The organism is Pseudomonas sp. HN2 (genome assembly GCF_020736465.1).
In the GTDB taxonomy this organism is placed as follows: domain Bacteria; phylum Pseudomonadota; class Gammaproteobacteria; order Pseudomonadales; family Pseudomonadaceae; genus Aquipseudomonas; species Aquipseudomonas moraviensis_A.
This window is the reverse complement of sequence record NZ_CP085885.1, coordinates 5,500,423-5,520,850: the sequence shown is the minus strand read 5'-3', so window position 1 is coordinate 5,520,850 and position 20,428 is coordinate 5,500,423. Positions and strand designations below refer to the sequence as shown.

The window sequence follows — 20,428 nt, the reverse complement described above, 5'->3', positions numbered from 1 at the left end:
TGAAATGGACGTTGGCCACTTGCAGCGCATGAGTCAAGCCGAACACACAACCTGTAGGAGTGAGCCTGCTCGCGATAGCGGTGGACCAGCCAGCATCAATGTTGAATGTTCGACCGCTATCGCGAGCAGGCTCACTCCTACAGAAGGATGGTGTTGGGCTCAGGTTCCAGGTTTCGGCGTACGGGCCAGGCAGTACACATCGACCCGCGCCGCACCTGCATTCATCAACATCCGCGCCAGCGCCTGAGCGGTGGCACCGGTGGTCAGGACGTCGTCAACCAGCGCGAAATGGCGGCCGCTTACCTGCGCCTCAGGCGCCAGCGCGAAGGCATTACGCAGATTGCGTTTACGCGCCTTGGCGTCGAGATCTTGCTGGGCATCGGTATCCATGATTCGCCGCAGTATCCGTTCTTCACACGGCAAATCCAGCGAAACACTCAACCAGCGCGCAAGCATCGACGCCTGATTGAAACCTCGTCGCCGAAGACGTTTATTCGCCAGCGGCACCGGCAGCAGCACATCAGGCCTGAGCAAATCCTCGTCGAAACGATGTTGCAGGTATTGGCCGAGAACGTCGGCGAGCAGGTGGCCAAACGGCCATTTCGCGTTGTGTTTAAAGCGCGTGATCAGGCTGTCCACCGGGAAGCCATAAACCCACGGCACGGCGACTTGTTCGAACGCCGGCGGCTCTAGCACGCAATCACCGCAGGTCAGGCCATCTCCAGCCAGTGGCAAAGCGCAGCTCTGGCACTGGCTGCCGAGCCAGGGCAGCTCGGTTTCGCAAGCCTCGCACATTGGCATTTGTGCTTCTGCAGGCTCATCGCACAGCAAGCAGGTCTGTACGTTTTTTAAACAGATGTAAACCTGTCCTTGGTATTGCGGTTGACAGCGCATCGCTCTTCCTTAAATATGCCGAACATCCGTGTAGCGCCTGTGGGTATTCGGTTTTCCCCGGCGCCAGCCAAGCATAACCAAGGAATTGCCCATGAGCGCGAGCACTGCCGCCACCCTGCGTCACGATTGGTCTCTGGCCGAAGTCAAAGCACTCTTCGTACAGCCATTCAACGACTTGCTGTTCCAGGCGCAAACGGTGCACCGCGCACATTTCAACGCCAACCGTGTGCAGGTCTCGACACTGCTGTCGATCAAGACCGGTGCCTGCCCGGAGGACTGCAAGTACTGCCCGCAGTCCGGGCACTACAACACCGGTCTGGAAAAAGAAAAACTGATGGAAGTGCAGAAGGTCCTCGAAGAGGCGGCCCGGGCCAAAGCCATTGGTTCGACGCGGTTCTGCATGGGCGCAGCGTGGAAACATCCATCGGCCAAAGACATGCCGTATGTGTTGAAGATGGTTGAAGGCGTGAAAGCCCTCGGCCTGGAAACCTGCATGACCCTCGGGCGCCTCGATCAGGAGCAGACCGAAGCGCTGGCCAAGGCCGGCCTCGATTACTACAACCACAACCTCGACACCTCGCCGGAGTTCTACGGCAGCATCATCACCACCCGCACTTACAGCGAGCGCCTGCAAACGCTGGCCTACGTGCGCGAGTCGGGGATGAAAATCTGCTCCGGCGGCATTCTCGGCATGGGCGAATCGCTGGACGATCGCGCCAATCTGCTGATCCAGTTGGCCAACCTGCCCGAACATCCGGAATCAGTGCCGATCAACATGCTGGTGAAGGTCGCCGGCACGCCGCTGGAAAATGCCGAAGACATCGACCCGTTCGATTTCATCCGCATGCTCGCCGTCGCGCGCATTCTCATGCCGCAATCCCACGTGCGCTTGTCGGCTGGGCGCGAAGCAATGAACGAGCAGATGCAGGCCCTGGCCTTTTTTGCCGGCGCCAACTCGATTTTCTACGGCGACAAACTGCTCACCACCGCCAATCCGCAGGCGGACAAGGACATGCAGTTGTTCGCACGCCTCGGTATCCAGCCGGAAGCCCGCGAAGAGCATTCCGATGAGGTTCACCAGGCGGCGATCGAGCAGGCGCTGGTGGAGCAGAAGAGTAGCGAGCAGTTCTATAACGCCGCCGTCTGACTGCTGTTGAAATGCAAAACCTGTAGGAGTGAGCCTGCTCGCGATGACGGTGTTTCAGTCGACATCAATGCTGAATGTTCGACCGCTATCGCGAGCAGGCTCACTCCTACAAGGATCTGTGTCATTTGAAAAATCGAGGCCTGCATGTCTTTCGATCTCGCCGCACGCCTTGCTGCCCGCCGGGCCGAAAACCTCTACCGCCAGCGCCCGCTGCTCGAGTCTCCGCAAGGCCCGCACGTGGTGGTCGACGGCCAGTCGCTGCTCGCGTTCTGCAACAACGACTATCTGGGCCTGGCCAATCATCCGCAGGTGATCGAAGCCTGGCGCGCCGGCGCTGAGCGTTGGGGCGTCGGCGGTGGTGCGTCGCATCTGGTCATCGGCCACAGTGGCCCGCATCACGCGCTGGAGGAAGCACTCGCCGATCTGACCGGCCGGCCGCGTGCGCTGCTGTTCACCACCGGTTACATGGCCAACCTCGGCGCAGTCACTGCGCTCGTCGGGCAGGGCGATACGGTGCTCGAAGACCGGCTCAATCACGCTTCATTGCTGGACGCGGGCCTGTTGTCCGGCGCGCGTTTCAATCGTTATCTGCACAACGACGCCGAAAGCCTGGGCAAGCGCCTGGAGAAAGCCACTGGCAACACTTTGGTGGTCACCGACGGCGTGTTCAGCATGGACGGTGACATCGCCGACCTGCCGGCGCTGGCCCGCGAGGCCAAGGCCAAAGGCGCGTGGCTGATGGTTGATGACGCTCATGGCTTCGGCCCGTTGGGCGCCAACGGCGGCGGGATCGTCGAGCACTTTGGCTTGAGCCAGGACGATGTGCCGGTGCTGGTCGGCACCCTCGGCAAAGCTTTCGGCACCGCTGGGGCATTTGTCGCCGGCAGCGAAGAATTGATCGAAAGCCTGATCCAGTTCGCCCGCCCCTACATCTACACCACCAGCCAACCACCGGCGCTGGCCTGCGCGACGCTGAAAAGTCTGGAGCTGTTGCGCAGTGAACACTGGCGCCGTGAACACCTGCGGACCTTGATCCGCCAGTTCCGCCACGGCGCCGAGCAGATCGGGTTGGAGCTGATGGACAGCTTCACGCCGATCCAGCCGATCCTGATCGGCGATGCCGCGCGCGCCGTGCGGTTGTCGCAGATGCTGCGCGAGCGCGGGCTGATGGTCACGGCGATCCGCCCGCCGACCGTGCCTGCTGGGAGTGCGCGACTGCGGGTGACGCTGACCGCCGCCCACAGTGAGGCGCAGGTTCAACGCTTGCTGGAAGGACTGGCGGATTGTTTTGCCCGATTGTCGTTGGAGCCAAGCCATGCGTAATCGCCTGATTCTGCTGCCCGGCTGGGGCCTCGGCGTATCACCACTGGAGCCGCTGGCCGCAGCGTTGCGTGGCCTCGACGAACATTTGCAGGTCGAAATCGAGCCGCTGCCGGAGCTGGATTCCGCCAACGTTGAAGACTGGCTCGACGAACTCGATGCAAGCATTGCTCAGGAAGTCTGGCTCGGTGGCTGGTCGCTGGGCGGCATGCTCGCCTCTGAGTTGGCGGCACGCCGCGGCGAGGCGTGCTGCGGTGTGCTGACGCTGGCGAGCAACCCTGCGTTTGTCGCCCATGAACAGTGGCCGAACGCGATGCCCGCCGAGACTTTCGATGCCTTTCTTGCCGGTTGCCAAGCCGACCCGCGTCCCACCCTCAAGCGTTTCGCTTTGTTGTGTACGCAAGGCTCAACTGACCCCCGTGGCTTGTCGCGCTTGCTGCTGGGTGGCGCGCCGGCCACCGCGCCCACCGCGCTGATGGCGGGGCTGGAACTGCTCGCGCAACTGGACACGCGTCAGGCGCTGCAGGCATTTGGCGGGCCGCAGTTTCATCTGTTCGGCGGGCAGGACGCTCTGGTCCCGGCAGAAGCGGCGGGCGCGTTGTTTGCGCTGCTGCCGGATATCGAAATTGGCCTGATCGAACAGGCCAGCCATGCTTTTCTGCTGGAGGACCCGCATGGAGTCGCGGGCGCGATCCAGGCGTTTCTACATGAGTGCGCTGATGACTGACCCCTCTCTTGTCCTGCCTGGTGGTTTGCCTGACAAGCGCCAGGTGGCGGCGTCTTTTTCTCGCGCAGCGGCCAGTTACGACAGCGTCGCCGAATTGCAGCGCGATGTCGGCACGCAGTTGCTCGAGCGTTTGCCGGCAGGTTTCGTGCCCTCGCGGTGGCTCGATCTCGGTTGCGGGACTGGCTATTTCACCCGAGCGCTGGCCTCGCGTTTTAGCCGCAGCAGCGGGGTCGCGCTGGACATTGCCGAGGGCATGCTCAATCACGCACGGCCGTTGGGTGGCGCTGAGCATTTCATTGCGGGCGATGCCGAGCGGCTGCCGTTGCAGGATGCGAGTTTAGAGCTGATTTTCTCCAGCCTCGCGGTGCAGTGGTGCGCCGACTTCGAAGCGGTGCTCGGTGAAGCCTTCCGTGCGCTGAAACCGGGTGGAATATTTGCGTTTGCTAGTCTGTGTACAGGGACGCTGTCGGAGCTGCGTGAGAGTTGGCAGCAGGTCGACGGGCTGGTGCACGTCAACCGCTTCCGCGAATTCGCCCGCTATGTACAGTTATGTGCTGCCAGTTGCATGCGCATCGTGGCTCTGGAGAATCGGCCGCACGTGTTGCATTACCCGGATGTGCGCAGCCTGACTCACGAGCTGAAAGCGCTGGGCGCGCACAATCTGAATCCCGGCCGGCCGGGCGGTTTGACCGGGCGGGCGCGGATTCTCGGGCTGATCGAAGCGTATGAGCGGTTCCGTCAGTCGTCAGGGCTGCCGGCAACCTATCAGGTGGTCTACGCCGTGTTGGAGAAACCTCTATGAGCGCAGCCTATTTCATCACCGGAACCGACACCGATGTCGGCAAGACCACGGTTGCTGCCGGATTGCTCCACGCGGCGCGATCGGCAGGATTGAGCACAGCGGCGGGCAAACCGGTGGCTTCCGGGTGCGACGTCACGCCCAAAGGCTTGCGCAACGCTGATGCGTTGGCGCTGTTGGCCGAATGTTCGTTGCCACTGACTTATCAACAGGTCAACCCGGTGGCGTTCGAGCCAGCGATCGCGCCGCATCTGGCAGCGCGCGAAGCAGGTGTGGCGCTGACGGTGCAATCGCTGCTGGTGCCGATGCGCGGGATTCTGGCGATGAACGCCGATTTCACCCTGATCGAAGGTGCGGGTGGCTGGCGGGTGCCGTTGGCCGATCAGGACAATATTTCGGATCTGGCGATTGCACTGAAGCTGCCGGTGATTCTGGTGGTGGGCGTGAGGCTGGGCTGCATCAGTCACGCGTTGCTGACCGCCGAGGCGATCGCTCGCGATGGCCTGCAATTGGCGGGGTGGGTGGCGAACATCATCGATCCGAAAACTTCGCGGCTGGAGGAAAACCTTGCGACCCTGGCCGAACGCATCCCCGCGCCGTGCCTGGGCCGCGTGCCGAAACTCAAGGCGTTGAGCGCCGAAGCGGTGGCCGAGTTTTTACAGCTGGATTTGCTCGACTAAGTTTTTGCCTATGAACAGGCACTGTGCCATTAGTGTTTTTGACGGGTGTTTTGCTGGCGCGTCTGCTTCAATGGCGACCATTGATCCTTTGCAGGGACGGGCACGACTATGGAAATCTCCGGCAACACGGCTTTTTATGCAGGGCTGAGCTCGATTCAGTCGGGGCAGAACCGCGTAGATCAGGCCGCCAGCCAGATCGCCAACACCACCATCGAACGTTCGGTGACCAGCCAGTCGTCCGAAGTGCAGGTCAATCGCCTGCGCGGAGTGGATCGCGCACAGGAGTCGGATCTGACCAGCAATATCGTCGAGCTGTCGCAGGGCAAGACCCAAGCTGAGCTGGGTGTGAAGGTGGCCAAGGCGTCCGACGAAGTGTTGGGGACGATCATCGATACCTTCGCCTGACTGAATCTGCTGTAAACCTCGAAACGCCGCGCCCTGTCGCGGCGTTTTTCGTTTAAGTCCTTCTTGCTCAACTAATCTTTTCTTCAACGCCTGTGGCTTATTTCAAGTCGCGGCGATTTTGCGTTTCCGGCGTTTGGAAAAGCTGATGACGAACGGCAAAAGATCCACGCTTGACAAGATTTCGGCGTAAACGTATGTTTCAAACAACTGTTTGACCGTCACAACAACTCAACACGGTCGTTCATTCCCGGTTACATCAGCAGAGGTTTATCGCTATGCCTGACTACAAGGCCCCCTTGCGTGATATTCGCTTCGTTCGTGACGAGCTGCTCGGCTACGAAGCGCACTATCAGAGCCTGCCAGCGTGCGCAGATGCCACGCCGGACATGGTTGACGCCATCCTCGAGGAAGGCGCCAAGTTTTGTGAGCAGGTACTGGCACCGCTGAACCGCGTGGGCGATCTGGAAGGCTGCACCTGGAGCGAGTCCGGCGTGAAAACCCCGACTGGCTTCAAAGAGGCGTACAAGCAATTCGTCGAAGGCGGCTGGCCGAGCCTGGCGCACGACGTTGAGCATGGCGGCCAAGGTCTGCCTGAGTCGTTGGGCCTGGCAGTCAGCGAAATGGTTGGCGAAGCCAACTGGTCGTGGGGCATGTACCCGGGCCTGTCGCACGGCGCGATGAACACCATCTCCGAGCACGGCACTCCGGAACAGCAGGAAGCCTATCTGACCAAACTGGTGTCCGGCGAATGGACCGGCACCATGTGCCTGACCGAACCGCACTGCGGCACCGACCTGGGCATGCTGCGCACCAAGGCCGAGCCTCAGGCCGACGGTTCCTACAAAGTCTCCGGCACCAAGATCTTCATCTCGGCCGGTGAGCACGACATGGCCGACAACATCGTCCACATCGTTTTGGCGCGCCTGCCGGATGCACCGGCTGGCACCAAAGGCATCTCGCTGTTCATCGTGCCGAAATTCCTGCCGAACGCCGATGGCACCATCGGCGCGCGCAACGCAGTGAGCTGCGGTTCGCTGGAACACAAGATGGGTATCCACGGCAACGCTACCTGCGTGATGAACTTCGACGGCGCCACCGGTTACCTGATCGGCCCGGCGAACAAAGGCCTGAACTGCATGTTCACCTTTATGAACACCGCTCGTCTGGGCACTGCGTTGCAAGGCTTGGCCCACGCCGAAATCGGCTTCCAGGGCGGTCTGAAATACGCTCGCGATCGCCTGCAAATGCGCTCGCTGACTGGCCCGAAAGCGCCGGACAAAGCGGCTGACCCGATCATCGTTCACCCAGACGTGCGCCGCATGCTGTTGACCATGAAGGCGTTCGCCGAAGGCAACCGCGCGATGGTGTACTTCACCGCCAAACAGGTCGACATCGTCAAGTACGGCGTCGATGAAGAAGAGAAGAAGAAGGCCGACGCACTGCTGGCTTTCATGACTCCGATCGCCAAAGCGTTCATGACCGAAGTCGGCTTCGAAGCCGCTAACCACGGCGTGCAGATCTACGGCGGCCACGGCTTCATCGCCGAGTGGGGCATGGAGCAGAACGTTCGCGACAGTCGCATTTCGATGCTGTACGAAGGCACCACCGGTATCCAGGCCCTCGACCTGCTCGGCCGTAAAGTGCTGATGACTCAAGGCGAGGCTTTGAAAGGCTTCACCAAGATCGTCCACAAGTTCTGCCAGACCAACGAAGGCAACGAAGCCGTTCAGGAATTCGTCGCGCCGCTGGCTGCACTGAACAAGGAATGGGGCGAGCTGACCATGAAGGTCGGTATGGCCGCCATGAAAGATCGCGAAGAAGTCGGCGCGGCCTCCGTGGACTACCTGATGTACTCCGGTTATGCCTGCCTGGCCTACTTCTGGGCGGACATGGCGCGTCTGGCTGCGGAAAAACTGGCTGCCGGCACCACGGACGAGGCGTTCTACACCGCCAAGCTGCAAACCGCGCGCTTCTACTTCCAGCGCATCCTGCCGCGTACCCGTACGCACGTGGCCACTATGCTGTCGGGCGCTGGCAATCTGATGGACATGAAGGAAGAAGACTTCGCACTGGGTTACTAAGCCCTACCGCAGTCTGCCAAAACCGCTGTTCCCGCTAGGGGGCAGCGGTTTTTTTGTTTGCGGATCGCTCAGATAGTCGAGCTTCCGGCCGTTACAGAGACCGTGTGTGATCTGGATCACATTGTATGGGCTTGGCCGCACTTTGCAGGCACAATGCCATCTCTTTGCTATGACGGGTCGGAGCTTACCCTTGCCGCGTTCTTCCGCTGTACGTTTCAGCCATTTCCTGCCATCACTGCTGTTATTGCTCGCGGGGCTGGCGGCTGCGTACGTCAAAGACCTCAGCGTGTTCTTCACGTCCCTGTTCAACGTCTTGCCGACCCTGGTTCTTCTGCTTGGCGGGGCGTATTGCGCGGTGTACCGGCGTCAGCGCGAACTGTTCCTGATGCTGACGGTGTACATCGCCTACTTCCTGCTCGACACCCAGACCGATTTTTACCGCGACAACGGCAAGGTGCGCGAAGACGCTGCGGTGGTGTTCCATCTGGTCTGCCTGTTGCTGCCGTTGTTGTTCGGGCTATTCGCGGCATGGCAGGAACGTACCCATCTGTTTCAGGACATGGTCGCGCGGTTCGCTGTGCTGCTGGCATTTGGCAGCGTGGCGCTGGGCCTGGAACAAAGTTACCCACAGGCGCTGCTGCTGTGGCTGTCGGAGATCCGCTGGCCGGCGCTGCACGGCGCATGGATGAGCCTGATCCAGTTGTCCTACCCGGTGTTCATCTCGGCCTTCCTGTTGCTGGCCTGGCAATACTGGCGCAACCCGCGTCCATTGCACGCGGCGCAACTGGTCGGCTTGCTCGGGGTATTCTGGATGCTGCCGAAGACGTTCATTCTGCCGTTCACCCTCAACATCATGTGCAGCCAGGTAATGCTGATGATCGCGGCCGCGGTTGCGCATGAGGCCTATCAAATGGCCTTCCGCGACGAACTCACCGGTCTGCCGGGTCGACGCGCGCTCAACGAACGTATGCAACGCCTCGGACGCAATTATGTGCTGGCGATGAGCGACGTCGATCATTTCAAGAAATTCAACGACACCCACGGCCACGATGTCGGTGATCAGGTGCTGCGGCTGGTCGCCAGTAAGCTGTCGAAAATCAGCGGTGGCGGTAGGGCGTATCGCTATGGCGGTGAGGAATTTGCCCTGGTGTTCGCAGGCAAGACCCTTGAGGAATGCATGCCGCACCTGGAAGTGATCCGTGAATCGATCGCCTCTTACAGCATTCAGCTGCGCAACCAGGAAAACCGCCCGCAGGACGACCAGCAAGGTCGCCAGCGGCGCAGTGGTTCCGGGGCCTCGGCCGTGTCGGTGACGGTAAGCATCGGCGTCGCCGAACGCGTGGAGCAGCGTACTCCGGAAGAAGTGCTCAAGTCCGCCGACCAGGCGTTGTACAGCGCCAAGGGCGCCGGGCGTAACTGCGTCATGGCATTCGGACAGAACCGTCGTGGCGCGGTGCGCATGGACACCGCTGCGGGTTGAGTGATGACGGCGCATTCAGCGCCCGCACAGTGATTGTCGGGTGGGATGGCCGGCAGTAGGTTGGTGAAATCTGCTGACGGAGAAGCCACCATGCCCGAGTACAAAGCCCCCCTGCGCGACATGCGCTTTCTGATCGATCACGTCTTCGACTTCCACACCACCTACGCCAGTCTCGGCGCGCACGACGCCAGCCCGGACATGATCAGCGCGATCCTCGAAGAAGGCGCGAAGTTCTGCGAGAACGTTCTGGCCCCGCTCAATCGCAGCGGCGACGAAGAGGGCTGCCATTTCGACAATGGCGTGGTGACAACGCCTACAGGCTTCAAGCAGGCCTTCGCACAATATGTCGAGGGCGGCTGGCACGGGTTGGCGGCCGATCCAGCTTACGGCGGCCAAGGTCTGCCGAGTTCGCTGGGGCTGGTGATCAGCGAGATGGTCGGCTCCAGCAACACGTCGTGGGGCATGTACCCGGGCCTGACTCACGGCGCGATGTCGGCGATCCACGCCCACGGCACCGCCGAGCAGAAAGACACTTACCTGAGCAAACTCACCGCTGGCCAGTGGACTGGCACCATGTGCCTGACCGAAGCCCACTGCGGCACCGATCTGGGCATCATCAAGACCCGTGCGGTGCCTCGGGCTGACGGCAGCTTCGCGATCACCGGCAGCAAGATTTTCATCTCCGCCGGCGAGCATGACCTGAGCGACAACATCATCCATCTGGTATTGGCCAAGCTGCCGGACGCACCCGCCGGGACCAAAGGCATTTCCCTGTTTATCGTGCCCAAGTTCCTCCCCGATGCAGCTGGCGAAGCGGGGGAGCGCAATGGCGTTTCCTGCGGCTCGATCGAGCACAAGATGGGCATCAAGGCCTCGGCCACCTGCGTGCTGAATTTCGATTCTGCCACGGGTTACTTGATCGGCGAGCCGAACAAGGGCCTCAACTGCATGTTCACCATGATGAACCACGCGCGGCTTGGCACCGGCATGCAGGGCCTGTGTCTGGGCGAAGCGAGTTTTCAGGGCGCGATCAAATACGCCAACGACCGCCTGCAAATGCGTGCGCTGACCGGCGCCAAAGCTCCAGATAAACCTGCCGACCCGATCATCGTCCACCCGGACGTGCGGCGCATGTTGCTGACCATGAAAGCCTTCAACGAAGGCAATCGGGCGCTGACCTACTTCACCGCTCAGCTGCTCGATGCCGCGCACCTGAGCAGCGACGTCCAGGCACGTCAGGAGGCCGAAGACTTGTTGGCGTTCCTCACGCCGATCTGCAAAGCGTTCATGACCGACACCGGGCTGGAAGTGACCAACCACGGCATGCAGGTGTTTGGCGGCCACGGTTTCATTCGTGAGTGGGGCATGGAGCAACTGGTACGCGATTGCCGGATCGCGCCGATCTACGAAGGCACCAACGGCATTCAGGCGCTCGACCTGCTCGGGCGCAAAGTGCTGGGAAGCCAGGGCAAGTTGCTGCGCGGCTTCACCAAAATCGTCCACAAGTTCTGCGCAGCGAACGCCGACCATGCGCAGTTGGGCAGCTTCGTCGCGCAACTCAACGGGCTCAATCAACAGTGGGGCGACCTGACCATGAAGGTCGGCATGGCCGCCATGAAAAACCCGGATGAAGTCGGCGCCGCGTCCGTGGATTACCTGATGTACAGCGGCTACATCATCCTTGGCTACCTGTGGCTGCGCATGGCGCTGGTCGCGCAGGCACAGCTGGACGCAGGCGAGGGGGAGTCTGATTTCCTCAAGGGCAAACTGGCGACGTGCGAGTTTTACTTCAAGCGCCTGTTGCCGCGTACGGCTGCGCATCAGGCGGCGATCGAGGCGGGGAGTGATTGTTTGATGAATCTGCCGGCGCAGGCGTTTGCACTGTAGTGCAGATCAAAAGATCGCAGCCTTCGGCAGCTCCTACACCGGATCGCGTTTTATCTGTAGGACACGCTAAAGGCTGCGATCTTTTTTGTGGTGACTAAAAATAACAAATCAGTCACCGGTTGACCCTATGTGTCGCAAAAGTTGTTGGGTTACACTCCGGATCAACGAAAACATCATTCCACGAACCACCTGTTTAGATCTTGCGAGGTTTGCCATGGCTGACTACAAAGCGCCGCTGCGCGATATGCGCTTCGTCCTCAATGAAGTGTTCGAAGTCGCCAAACTCTGGGCCGAGCTGCCGGCGCTGGCCGAGACCGTCGACGCCGAAACCGTTGAAGCGATTCTCGAAGAGGCCGGCAAGGTCACCAGCAAAAGCATCGCGCCACTGAGCCGTGCCGCTGACGAGGAAGGTTGCCATTGGGCGGATGGTGCCGTCACCACGCCGGCCGGTTTCCCACAGGCTTATCAGACATATGCTGAGGGCGGTTGGGTCGGCGTTGGCGGTGATCCGGCCTACGGTGGCATGGGCATGCCCAAAGCCGTGTCGGCGCAGGTCGAAGAGATGGTCAACTCCGCCAGCCTGGCGTTCGGTCTGTACCCGATGCTGACCGCTGGCGCCTGCCTGTCGATCAATGCCCATGCCAGCGAAGAGCTGAAAGCCGCGTACCTGCCGAACATGTACGCCGGGATCTGGGCTGGTTCCATGTGCCTGACCGAGCCGCACGCCGGCACCGACCTGGGGATCATTCGCACCAAGGCCGAACCTCAGGCCGACGGTTCCTACAAGGTCAGCGGCACCAAGATCTTCATCACCGGTGGCGAACACGACCTCACTGAAAACATCATCCACCTGGTGCTGGCGAAACTGCCGGACGCCCCGGCGGGGCCGAAAGGCATTTCGCTGTTTCTGGTGCCGAAGTTCCTGGTCAATGCCGACGGCAGCCTCGGCGCGCGCAATCCGGCGAACTGCGGTTCGATCGAACACAAGATGGGCATCCAGGCCTCGGCGACCTGCGTGATGAACTTCGACGAAGCCGTCGGCTATCTGGTCGGCGAGCCGAACAAAGGCCTGGCGGCGATGTTCACCATGATGAACTACGAGCGTCTGGGCGTAGGCATCCAGGGTCTGGCCACGGGCGAGCGCTCCTATCAGAACGCGGTTGAATACGCGCGCGATCGTCTGCAGAGCCGTTCGCCGACCGGCGCGCAGAACAAGGACAAAGTCGCTGATCCGATCATCGTCCACCCGGACGTGCGGCGCATGCTGCTGACCATGAAAGCCTCGAACGAAGGCGGCCGTGCGTTTTCCACTTACGTGGCGATGCAACTCGATACCGCCAAGTTCAGCGAAGACGCGACCACCCGCAAGCGCGCGGAAGATCTGGTGGCGTTGCTGACGCCGGTGGCAAAAGCCTTCCTGACCGACCTGGGTCTGGAAACCACCGTTCACGGCCAGCAGATCTTCGGCGGCCACGGTTACATCCGCGAGTGGGGCCAGGAGCAACTGGTGCGTGATGTGCGCATCACCCAGATCTACGAAGGCACCAACGGCATTCAGGCGCTGGATCTGGTCGGGCGCAAGATCGTCGGCAGTGGCGGCGCTTTCTACCAGCTGTTCGCTGACGAGATTCGTCATTTCACCGCAACCGCCAGCGCCGATCTCGGCGAGTTCACCAAGCCACTGAACGATGCCGTCGACACCCTCGACGAGCTGACCGCGTGGCTGCTCGACAGGGCGAAAAACAATCCGAACGAAATCGGCGCGGCCTCGGTCGAATATTTGCAAGCGTTCGGCTACACCGCTTACGCCTACATGTGGGCGTTGATGGCCAAAGCCTCGCTGGGCAAGGAAGCGCAGGACGATTTCTATGCGAGCAAGCTGGGCACCGCACGCTTCTATTTCGCCCGCCTTTTGCCGCGTATTCACTCGCTGAGCGCGTCGGTCAAAGCCGGTAGCGAGTCGCTTTTCCTGCTCGATGCTGCACAGTTCTGATCCCGCGCGCGTCATGTAAGCATTTGCTTACGTGACGTGCTGCTGTTCTCCCATATGCGTACATTGGATCCACGGCTAATCTACATTTCATGGACGTCGCGCAGGAAGCGCAAAGTAAACAACACGGACACGTAGGATTCTGCCAGGGTGGCGGAGTGAAATGGATGTCAGGGAAACAGTCTGCAAAGCCCCGCTTCGGCGGGGTTTTCTTTTGCCTGAAGAAAAGTTCTCAGCCCAGCGGATCCAGCGGCCGTTGCACTTCGCGGTCGATGACCTCTTCAAGCAATGTCCGCAAAAGGGCCAACGAAGCCTGTTGGCGTTGAACATCGCGACACACCAGGCCGACTTTCAGGGGCACCCGCGGTTCGCTTAGCGGTTTCCACAGCAAATCTTCATCGTCGTATTCCTTCTGCGAGCGTCCTGGCAACACCGTTGCCAGTTTGGTGTGCGGCAGGCTGTCGAGAATACCCAGCATATTGTTCAGCTCCGCCTGCACCTGCGGACGGCGTCCAAGGCTGGTCAGTTGTGCCTGCCAGATCTGCCGGATCTGGAACTCTTCGCCGAGCAGCAGCATCGGCAGTTCAGCAGCCTGGCGCATCGAGACTTTCTTGAAATCACGCAAGGGATGATCCGCCGGGATGACCAGCGTCAGTTCGTCCTCGTACAGCAACACGCCGTGCAGCCCGGGTTGGCGGGGCGGCAGATAACTGATGCCGATGTCCAGCGAACCATTGAGCAGGCGTCGTTCGATCTCCAGCCCGGTCAGCTCATAGATCTGCACCACCAGATGCGGCTGCGCCTTGCGCACACGCTCGAGCATTTGCGGCACGAGGCTGGTGTGCACCGTTTGCAGCACACCGATCGCCAGGGTCCGCAATGCCTGCCCCTTGAAATTGCCCAACGCCTCGCGCGCCCGCTGCAAGCCATCGAGCAGCGGTAACGCGTGGTTGTACAACGTATGAGCGGCAAGGGTCGGCAGCAAGCGTTTGCTGCTGCGTTCGAACAGCGTTACATCGAGGTTCTGCTCAAGCTGACGAATCTGCTGCGACAGTGCCGGCTGCGAGATCGACAGCCGTTCGGCCGCACGGCCGACATGACCCTCTTCGTAGACCGCGACGAAATAACGCAGTTGTTTGAAATCCATAAGTAATGCTTATTGAAATAGCTCGGAAATCGAAATGGCCCGCAGACGCGGGTGCGCCTAGTCTAACCGCAATCCCAAGGCTTTCAGGGCCGAAAATACGCGATGAATGACCTGCGCTTCGCCAGTGTTTACATAGGCAGTTCAAAATACCTCCAGCGAGGTATTTGCGGATGAATCTGTTCAGTTTGCGGCGCCACACGCCAGATCTTGATGACCTTGCATTCGAGGCGGAGTCCTCAGCAATGACCGATCGTCTACATGCCGCTCGTCTGATGTCCAGTGTTGAACGGCCGCCCCAAGTCTTCGTTCGAGGCCAGGGTTCCTGGCTGTGGGACAGCAACGATCGCGCCTATCTCGACTTTTCCCAGGCCGGCGGCGCCAACAGCCTTGGCCACAGCCCCACCGCGCTGGTCAAAGCCATTGCCAGTCAGGCGCAGGCGCTGATCAATCCGGGTTTCAAGCTGCACAATCGCGGCATGCTCAGCCTCGCCGAGCGCCTGTGTGCCAGCACCCACAGCGATCAGGCTTATCTGCTCAACAGCGGCAGCGAAGCCTGTGAGGCGGCGCTCAGACTGGCACTCAAGTGGGGCCAACTGCATCGCGGGGGCGCTTCGCGGATCATCATGGCGCAGCAGGGCTGCCATGGTCGCAGTCTGGCGACGAATGATCAGGTGCCATTCAACGACTTGCCGGCCCTGCACGCGGCGGTCGACGCGCAGACCGTCGCGATCATGCTTGAACCGATCCAGAGCGACGCCGGGGTTATTCCCGCGACCGAGCATTACCTCAAAGGCGTCGAGCGACTGTGTCGCGAGTTGGGCATTCTGCTGATTCTCGACGAAGTACAGACCGGTATCGGCCGCTGCGGCGCCTTGCTCGCCGAACAGTCCTACGGCATTCGCGCCGATATCGTCGTGCTCGGCAAAGGCCTTGGCGGCGGCTTGCCACTGGCAGCGTTGCTGGCGCGGCGCAAAGCCTGCTGTTTCGCCGTCGGCGAACTGGGCGGCACCCATCACGGCAACGCGTTGATGACCGCAGCCGGCCTGGTGGTACTCGACAGCGTGCACGACCGCAGCTTCCTCCAACAGGTCAACGACAACGGCCAGCATCTGCGCGAAGGCCTTGCGCGATTGGCGCACCGCTACGGCCATGGCGAACTGCGCGGCCAGGGCCTGTTCTATGGGCTGACGTTATCGGCAGAGTGCGCCGATGCCGTTGTTCACGCTGCGCTGCACGAAGGCCTGATACTCAACGCCGTGCAACCCGACTGCCTGCGTTTCACCCCGGCCCTCACTGTCAGCAAAGCCAACATCGACGAAATGCTTTTGCGCCTGGGCCGCGCTTTCTCGCGAGTACGCACCGCTCAATTGCAGTGCCGCAAGGGCATTGCCGTCTGAGCTGAACTGCCCCACCGATTACCCGAACCGTCTCGCGGTATAACGCACGCCCCACGCCTGATTCTTTTGGCGTGGGGCGTTTTTTTGTGGTGCTGGCGATCAAATAGCAAGCGTAATGAACCCTGACGAACGGCGCAGGTCGATTAGCTTGTATGGCTCAAGTGAGCCAACCCCCATTCAGGAGCTGCCCCATGGATTTCATTCGTATCATCATCGCTATTCTGTTGCCGCCACTGGGCGTGTTTCTGCAGGTCGGATTTGGCGGGGCATTCTGGCTGAACATTCTGCTGACGCTGTGCGGCTACATTCCGGGAATCGTGCATGCGGTGTATATCATCGCCAAGCGTTGAGTCAGGTAGCGTCTATCAGATAGCTTTCGCTAGCAGGCGCGCTCCCACACTGGATCTGTGGTGTACACAAGTCCTCTGTGGGAGCGAGCCTGCTCGCGAAAGGCGCAACCGGTTTTCAGTAAACCAGCCCCATCACCCGCCGATAAAACGTCCACTCCTGCTCCAATGCGTGCGCCTGATTGACGGCGCGGCGAAAGCCGTGGCGCTCTTCGGGGTAGTAATGCGCTTCCACTGCAATGCCGTTGTGCTCCAGCGCCGCGACCATATCGCGGGTCTGTTGCGGTACGACCACCGCGTCCAGTTCTCCCTGAAAGAAAATCACCGGCACGCGGATGTTCTCTGCGTGCAGTAGTGGCGTGCGGGCGGCGTAGCGCTCGGCATCGCGTTCGGGATCGCCGATCAGCCAGTCCAGATAGTCGCCTTCGAACTTGTGTGTTGCCCGGGCCAAAGCGACCGGATCGCTGACGCCATAGAGGCTGGCGCCTGCGCGGAAGACCTGTCTGAACGCCAGTGCGCACAGTGTCGTGTACCCGCCCGCACTGCCTCCGCGAATGAACGCGCGGTCGCCATCGATCAAGCCCTGTCCCGCAAGGTAATCGACCACCGCGCAGGCGTCCTCGACATCCACCTCGCCCCAGCGCAGATGCAGTGCTTGCCGATACTCGCGACCATAGCCGCTGCTGCCGCGATAGTTGAGGTCGGCGACCGCGAAACCACGCTGCGTCCAATACTGGATGCGCGGGTCGAGCATCGGATAGCACGCCGACGTCGGGCCGCCGTGGATAAACACCACCAGCGCCGGTTTCGCTTCACCGCTCATGGCCGGGTAGAAGAAACCGTGCGCCTCACCCGAGCCGCTGGGATAACGCAAGGTCTGCGGACGGCTGATGCGTTCGGCGGGCAACGGGGCCACGCCGCCGGCCAATACCTTTACTGCATGAGAGACGCGATCAATGGCGATCACTGCCGACGGGCTGACCGGTGATGCGGCGATGCAATAGACGAACTGTTGATCCAGCGCCAAATGGCGGAAGCGGCTGTAGCCGGCGCTGAAGTCTTCATCGCCAAGGGCCAGGCGACCGAAACCATCCTCGCTCCAAGTGGCTAGAAATTGATCACCGACGGGCAGCCAGGTGCAGCCGCCAAGCTGCCAAGGCGCGGGCGCGTGATCGGCCGCGGAGCTGGCCAGCGCCTGCAAGCCATCAGACGTTTCGATCCACGGCTGCCAGTAGCCGCTACGATCCGTCAGGCAACAGAGCCGCCCACCGGCGTCGAAGCGCGGCTGCTGGATCGACTCCTCCATCTGCTCACCGGCAACACAGCAAGGCACAGAAAAATCGTCTTCAGCAACCATCAAACGGGTCGACGTCCATGGTTGATGCGGTCGGCTCCACTCGATCCACGCCAGTCGCTGACCATCCGCGCTCAACGTTGGCGCCGCGTAGAAATCCGCTCCCTCCGCCAGTACTCGTCGCGTACCGGTCGCCAGCTCAATCGCCACCAGCCGATGCCGATCCTGCTGCTCTTCAACCGCCAACACCCGGCCACCGGCAAATTGCAGATCACCGTAGCGGCAGTCAGTGGATGTCAGCGCGACCGGCTCGCCACCCAGAGCCTGTCGGTACAACTGCTGATCCGCTTCATTGACGAAAACCACGCCGTCAGGCGTCAGACAAAACGCGCCACCGCCATATTCGTACACGCGGCTACGCACGCTGAAGCCATCCGGCGTCAGACATTTCGCCAAGCCATCGCGCCAATGCCAAATTCGGCATGCGGCATCCTCTGGGCGATATTCATTCCAGAACAGCCCGTGGACGCCGAGCTGCAGCTCAGCGAAGTCGGTTCCGGCGGCAACAGCTTGGGCGGCGCTGAAAGGCTCAGCCCTTGGCGATGAGGCGTGAGTTTCGTTCATTGCGAAAGGCCAATTGTTCGATGGTTTGAGTGGCGGTCTCGGCTTCTTCGCGGGCCTTGAGAATCACGCCGTGATGTTCGGACTTGCTGCACACCGGGTCGGCATTGCTGGCATCGCCGGTAAGCATGAACGCTTGGCAGCGGCAGCCGCCGAAGTCTTTTTCTTTCTCGTCGCAAGAGCGGCAGGGTTCGGGCATCCAGTCGTAACCGCGAAAGCGGTTGAAGCCGAACGAGTCATACCAGATGTGCTGCATGCTGTGATCGCGCACGTTGGGAAACTGCACAGGCATCTGGCGGGCGCCATGGCAGGGCAGAGCCGTGCCGTCTGGAGTGACGGTCAGAAAGATGCTGCCCCAGCCGTTCATGCAGGCTTTGGGACGCTCTTCGTAGTAGTCGGGAGTCACGAAGATCAGCTTGCACGGATGCCCTTCGGCTTCCAGTTTGGCCCGGTATTCGTTGGTGATGCGCTCGGCGCGCACAAGCTGTTCCTGGGTCGGCAACAGGCCGACGCGGTTGAGCTGCGCCCAGCCGTAGAACTGGCAGGTGGCGAGTTCGACGAAGTCCGCCTCCAGCGCAATGCACAGCTCGATGATGCGGTCGATCTTGTCGATGTTGTGCCGGTGGGTAACGAAGTTCAGCACCATCGGGTAGCCGTGGGCCTTCACCGCACGAGCCATTTCCAGCTTCTGCGCAAAGGCTTTTTTCGAGCCGGCGAGCAGGTTGTTCACTTGCTCGTCACTGGCCTGGAAGCTGATCTGGATGTGATCGAGCCCGGCCTTCTTGAAGTCGCTGATTTTCTGCTCGGTCAGGCCAATGCCGGAGGTGATCAGGTTAGTGTAGAAACCCAACTGCCGCGCTTCACCGATCAGTTCGGCGAGATCCTGACGCACCAATGGTTCGCCGCCGGAAAAGCCTAACTGCGCCGCGCCCATTTCCCGCGCTTCGCGGAACACCTTGATCCACTGTTCGGTGGTCAGCTCTTTGCCCTGCTCGGCGAAATCCAGTGGGTTGGAGCAGTATGGGCATTGCAGCGGGCAGCGGTAGGTCAGCTCGGCGAGCAACCACAGCGGCAGGCCGACTTCCGGTTTCGCCGGCAGATCAGTCAAGGGTGAGCCAGTGTTGCTCACGGGCAACCTCCATGAATTGTTCGACGTCGTCACCGAGTTCGGGGACGCCAGGGAACTGCTCGTCGAGTCTGGCAATGATCGCCGCGACATCGCGTTCGCCATCAATCAAGCCGCCGATCAGCGCGGCCGTCTCGTTGAGCTTGATCATGCCTTCCGGGTACAGCAACACATGGCCTTTTTGCGCCGGCTCGTACTGAAAGCGGTAGCCTGGGCGCCAGTTCGGCACTTTGCTGCGATCAAAACTCATAAGGTGATTCCTTTATGCCAGACCCGTTGCTCGGTCACGCTGTGATAGGGCGGACGGTTCAATTCGTAGGCCATGCTCATGGCATCGAGCATGCTCCAAAGAATGTCCAGTTTGAACTGGAGAATTTCCAGCATGCGCTCCTGGCCTTCGCGAGTCTTGTAGTGCTCAAGGGTGATCGCCAGCCCATGCTCGACATCGCGGCGCGCCTGACCGAGGCGGGTGCGGAAATACTCATAACCCGCCGGGTCGATCCACGGGTAATGCTGCGGCCAGCTGTCGAGGCGTGACTGGTGGATCTGCGGCGCGAACAGTTCGGTCAGCGAGCTGCTGGCGGCCTCCTGCCAACTGGCGCGACGGGCGAAGTTGACGTAGGCATCGACGGCGAAACGCACACCGGGCAGCACCAGTTCCTGGGAGCGCAATTGATCCGGGTCCAGGCCGACAGCCTGGCCGAGGCGCAGCCAGGCTTCGATGCCGCCGTCTTCGCCGGGCGCGCCGTCGTGGTCGAGCAGGCGCTGAATCCACTCGCGACGAATCTCGCGGTCCGGGCAGTTGGCGAGGATCGCCGCGTCTTTCAGGGGAATATTCACCTGATAGTAGAAGCGGTTGGCGACCCAGCCCTGAATCTGCTCGCGGGTGGCGCGGCCTTCGTACATCGCCACGTGGTACGGGTGGTAAATGTGGTAGTAGGCGCCTTTGGCGCGCAGGGCCGCTTCGAATTCGGCCGGGGACATTGGCGTGTCAGTCATGTTTGTTCTCCGGGGAACAACCCTAGAAATCTTTTCTGTTTGCACTGGCCTCTTCGCGAGCAGGCTCGCTCCCACAGGTTGATCGCA

The 20,428-nt window shown here is 61.0% G+C and carries 18 protein-coding genes; 12 read left to right on the top strand and 6 right to left on the bottom strand.

Features of this window, described 5'->3' with window-relative positions; all coding sequences use genetic code 11:
- Nucleotides 1-159 precede the first annotated feature (159 nt).
- On the bottom strand, nt 160-894 hold the full coding sequence (locus tag LIS66_RS24580; protein WP_227973200.1) for a ComF family protein: 735 nt from the start codon (nt 892-894) through the stop codon (nt 160-162).
- Between the two features lie 91 nt (nt 895-985).
- Between LIS66_RS24580 and bioB the strand changes: the two genes are divergently transcribed.
- The 10 genes from bioB to LIS66_RS24530 all read left to right on the top strand — a co-directional run bounded on the left by bioB (nt 986) and on the right by LIS66_RS24530 (nt 13,413).
- Nucleotides 986-2,041 carry a biotin synthase BioB gene (gene bioB, locus LIS66_RS24575; RefSeq protein ID WP_042606670.1) on the top strand — a complete coding sequence of 352 codons (1,056 nt, stop codon included), beginning with the start codon at nt 986-988 and terminating at the stop codon, nt 2,039-2,041.
- A 144-nt stretch (nt 2,042-2,185) separates the two neighbouring features.
- Nucleotides 2,186-3,364 carry an 8-amino-7-oxononanoate synthase gene (gene bioF / locus LIS66_RS24570; RefSeq protein WP_227973199.1) on the top strand — a complete coding sequence of 393 codons (1,179 nt, stop codon included), beginning with the start codon at nt 2,186-2,188 and terminating at the stop codon, nt 3,362-3,364.
- Nucleotides 3,357-4,088 (top strand): alpha/beta fold hydrolase, encoded by a 732-nt coding sequence (locus LIS66_RS24565; RefSeq protein WP_227973198.1) that lies wholly within the window; start codon nt 3,357-3,359, stop codon nt 4,086-4,088. Before bioF ends, LIS66_RS24565 begins: the two co-directional genes overlap by 8 nt.
- Nucleotides 4,081-4,890 (top strand): malonyl-ACP O-methyltransferase BioC, encoded by an 810-nt coding sequence (gene bioC / locus LIS66_RS24560; protein ID WP_227973197.1) that lies wholly within the window; start codon nt 4,081-4,083, stop codon nt 4,888-4,890. The genes LIS66_RS24565 and bioC overlap by 8 nt, the downstream gene beginning before the upstream one ends.
- Entirely contained in the window at nt 4,887-5,567 is a 681-nt protein-coding gene (gene bioD, locus LIS66_RS24555) for a dethiobiotin synthase (protein WP_064365287.1), read from the top strand. The genes bioC and bioD overlap by 4 nt, the downstream gene beginning before the upstream one ends.
- A gap of 108 nt (nt 5,568-5,675) precedes the next feature.
- Nucleotides 5,676-5,972, top strand: coding sequence for a hypothetical protein (locus tag LIS66_RS24550; RefSeq protein ID WP_042606675.1), 297 nt, complete (start codon nt 5,676-5,678; stop codon nt 5,970-5,972).
- Nucleotides 5,973-6,247: 275 nt separating this feature from the next.
- Complete coding sequence (locus LIS66_RS24545) at nt 6,248-8,053, top strand: phenylacyl-CoA dehydrogenase (RefSeq protein WP_042606676.1); 1,806 nt, start codon at nt 6,248-6,250, stop codon at nt 8,051-8,053.
- A gap of 190 nt (nt 8,054-8,243) precedes the next feature.
- Nucleotides 8,244-9,533, top strand: a complete 1,290-nt coding sequence (locus LIS66_RS24540) for a GGDEF domain-containing protein (RefSeq protein WP_041476719.1) — start codon at nt 8,244-8,246, stop codon at nt 9,531-9,533.
- A gap of 90 nt (nt 9,534-9,623) precedes the next feature.
- Nucleotides 9,624-11,420: an acyl-CoA dehydrogenase C-terminal domain-containing protein gene (locus LIS66_RS24535; RefSeq protein ID WP_227973196.1), complete on the top strand. Its 1,797-nt coding sequence runs from the start codon at nt 9,624-9,626 to the stop codon at nt 11,418-11,420.
- A gap of 214 nt (nt 11,421-11,634) precedes the next feature.
- A complete protein-coding gene (locus LIS66_RS24530; protein ID WP_083353702.1) occupies nt 11,635-13,413 on the top strand; it encodes an acyl-CoA dehydrogenase C-terminal domain-containing protein in 1,779 nt (592 codons plus the stop codon).
- A gap of 229 nt (nt 13,414-13,642) precedes the next feature.
- Here LIS66_RS24530 and LIS66_RS24525 read toward each other — a convergent pair whose 3' ends face one another.
- Complete coding sequence (locus LIS66_RS24525; RefSeq protein ID WP_064365285.1) at nt 13,643-14,557, bottom strand: LysR family transcriptional regulator; 915 nt, start codon at nt 14,555-14,557, stop codon at nt 13,643-13,645.
- Nucleotides 14,558-14,727: 170 nt separating this feature from the next.
- Here LIS66_RS24525 and LIS66_RS24520 point away from each other — a divergent pair, with 170 nt between their 5' ends.
- Together LIS66_RS24520 and LIS66_RS24515 are read left to right on the top strand one after the other, a co-directional pair.
- Nucleotides 14,728-15,954 (top strand): aspartate aminotransferase family protein, encoded by a 1,227-nt coding sequence (locus LIS66_RS24520; protein WP_227973195.1) that lies wholly within the window; start codon nt 14,728-14,730, stop codon nt 15,952-15,954.
- A gap of 191 nt (nt 15,955-16,145) precedes the next feature.
- Nucleotides 16,146-16,304, top strand: a complete 159-nt coding sequence (locus LIS66_RS24515) for a YqaE/Pmp3 family membrane protein (protein ID WP_003228885.1) — start codon at nt 16,146-16,148, stop codon at nt 16,302-16,304.
- 115 nt (nt 16,305-16,419) lie between these two features.
- Here LIS66_RS24515 and LIS66_RS24510 read toward each other — a convergent pair whose 3' ends face one another.
- The 4 genes from LIS66_RS24510 to pqqC are packed head-to-tail and all read right to left on the bottom strand — an operon-like array spanning nt 16,420 to nt 20,341.
- Nucleotides 16,420-18,219 (bottom strand): alpha/beta hydrolase family protein, encoded by a 1,800-nt coding sequence (locus tag LIS66_RS24510; RefSeq protein WP_227973194.1) that lies wholly within the window; start codon nt 18,217-18,219, stop codon nt 16,420-16,422.
- Nucleotides 18,185-19,324, bottom strand: coding sequence for a pyrroloquinoline quinone biosynthesis protein PqqE (gene pqqE, locus LIS66_RS24505; RefSeq protein ID WP_185053929.1), 1,140 nt, complete (start codon nt 19,322-19,324; stop codon nt 18,185-18,187). Before pqqE ends, LIS66_RS24510 begins: the two co-directional genes overlap by 35 nt.
- Nucleotides 19,317-19,592, bottom strand: a complete 276-nt coding sequence (pqqD, locus tag LIS66_RS24500; protein ID WP_042606684.1) for a pyrroloquinoline quinone biosynthesis peptide chaperone PqqD — start codon at nt 19,590-19,592, stop codon at nt 19,317-19,319. The genes pqqE and pqqD overlap by 8 nt, the downstream gene beginning before the upstream one ends.
- Entirely contained in the window at nt 19,589-20,341 is a 753-nt protein-coding gene (gene pqqC / locus LIS66_RS24495; protein ID WP_064365278.1) for a pyrroloquinoline-quinone synthase PqqC, read from the bottom strand. The genes pqqD and pqqC overlap by 4 nt, the downstream gene beginning before the upstream one ends.
- Between the last annotated feature and the right edge of the window lie 87 nt (nt 20,342-20,428).

Excerpts from the sequence above, each read along its gene's own strand:
- LIS66_RS24580 (WP_227973200.1), bottom strand. The coding sequence starts at position 894 with ATGCGCTGTCAACCGCAATACCAAGGACAGGTTTACATCTGTTTAAAA.
- bioB (WP_042606670.1), top strand. The coding sequence starts at position 986 with ATGAGCGCGAGCACTGCCGCCACCCTGCGTCACGATTGGTCTCTGGCC.
- bioF (WP_227973199.1), top strand. The coding sequence starts at position 2,186 with ATGTCTTTCGATCTCGCCGCACGCCTTGCTGCCCGCCGGGCCGAAAAC.
- LIS66_RS24565 (WP_227973198.1), top strand. The coding sequence starts at position 3,357 with ATGCGTAATCGCCTGATTCTGCTGCCCGGCTGGGGCCTCGGCGTATCA.
- bioC (WP_227973197.1), top strand. The coding sequence starts at position 4,081 with ATGACTGACCCCTCTCTTGTCCTGCCTGGTGGTTTGCCTGACAAGCGC.
- bioD (WP_064365287.1), top strand. The coding sequence starts at position 4,887 with ATGAGCGCAGCCTATTTCATCACCGGAACCGACACCGATGTCGGCAAG.
- LIS66_RS24550 (WP_042606675.1), top strand. The coding sequence starts at position 5,676 with ATGGAAATCTCCGGCAACACGGCTTTTTATGCAGGGCTGAGCTCGATT.
- LIS66_RS24545 (WP_042606676.1), top strand. The coding sequence starts at position 6,248 with ATGCCTGACTACAAGGCCCCCTTGCGTGATATTCGCTTCGTTCGTGAC.
- LIS66_RS24535 (WP_227973196.1), top strand. The coding sequence starts at position 9,624 with ATGCCCGAGTACAAAGCCCCCCTGCGCGACATGCGCTTTCTGATCGAT.
- LIS66_RS24530 (WP_083353702.1), top strand. The coding sequence starts at position 11,635 with ATGGCTGACTACAAAGCGCCGCTGCGCGATATGCGCTTCGTCCTCAAT.
- LIS66_RS24525 (WP_064365285.1), bottom strand. The coding sequence starts at position 14,557 with ATGGATTTCAAACAACTGCGTTATTTCGTCGCGGTCTACGAAGAGGGT.
- LIS66_RS24520 (WP_227973195.1), top strand. The coding sequence starts at position 14,728 with ATGAATCTGTTCAGTTTGCGGCGCCACACGCCAGATCTTGATGACCTT.
- LIS66_RS24515 (WP_003228885.1), top strand. The coding sequence starts at position 16,146 with ATGGATTTCATTCGTATCATCATCGCTATTCTGTTGCCGCCACTGGGC.
- LIS66_RS24510 (WP_227973194.1), bottom strand. The coding sequence starts at position 18,219 with ATGAACGAAACTCACGCCTCATCGCCAAGGGCTGAGCCTTTCAGCGCC.
- pqqD (WP_042606684.1), bottom strand. The coding sequence starts at position 19,592 with ATGAGTTTTGATCGCAGCAAAGTGCCGAACTGGCGCCCAGGCTACCGC.
- pqqC (WP_064365278.1), bottom strand. The coding sequence starts at position 20,341 with ATGACTGACACGCCAATGTCCCCGGCCGAATTCGAAGCGGCCCTGCGC.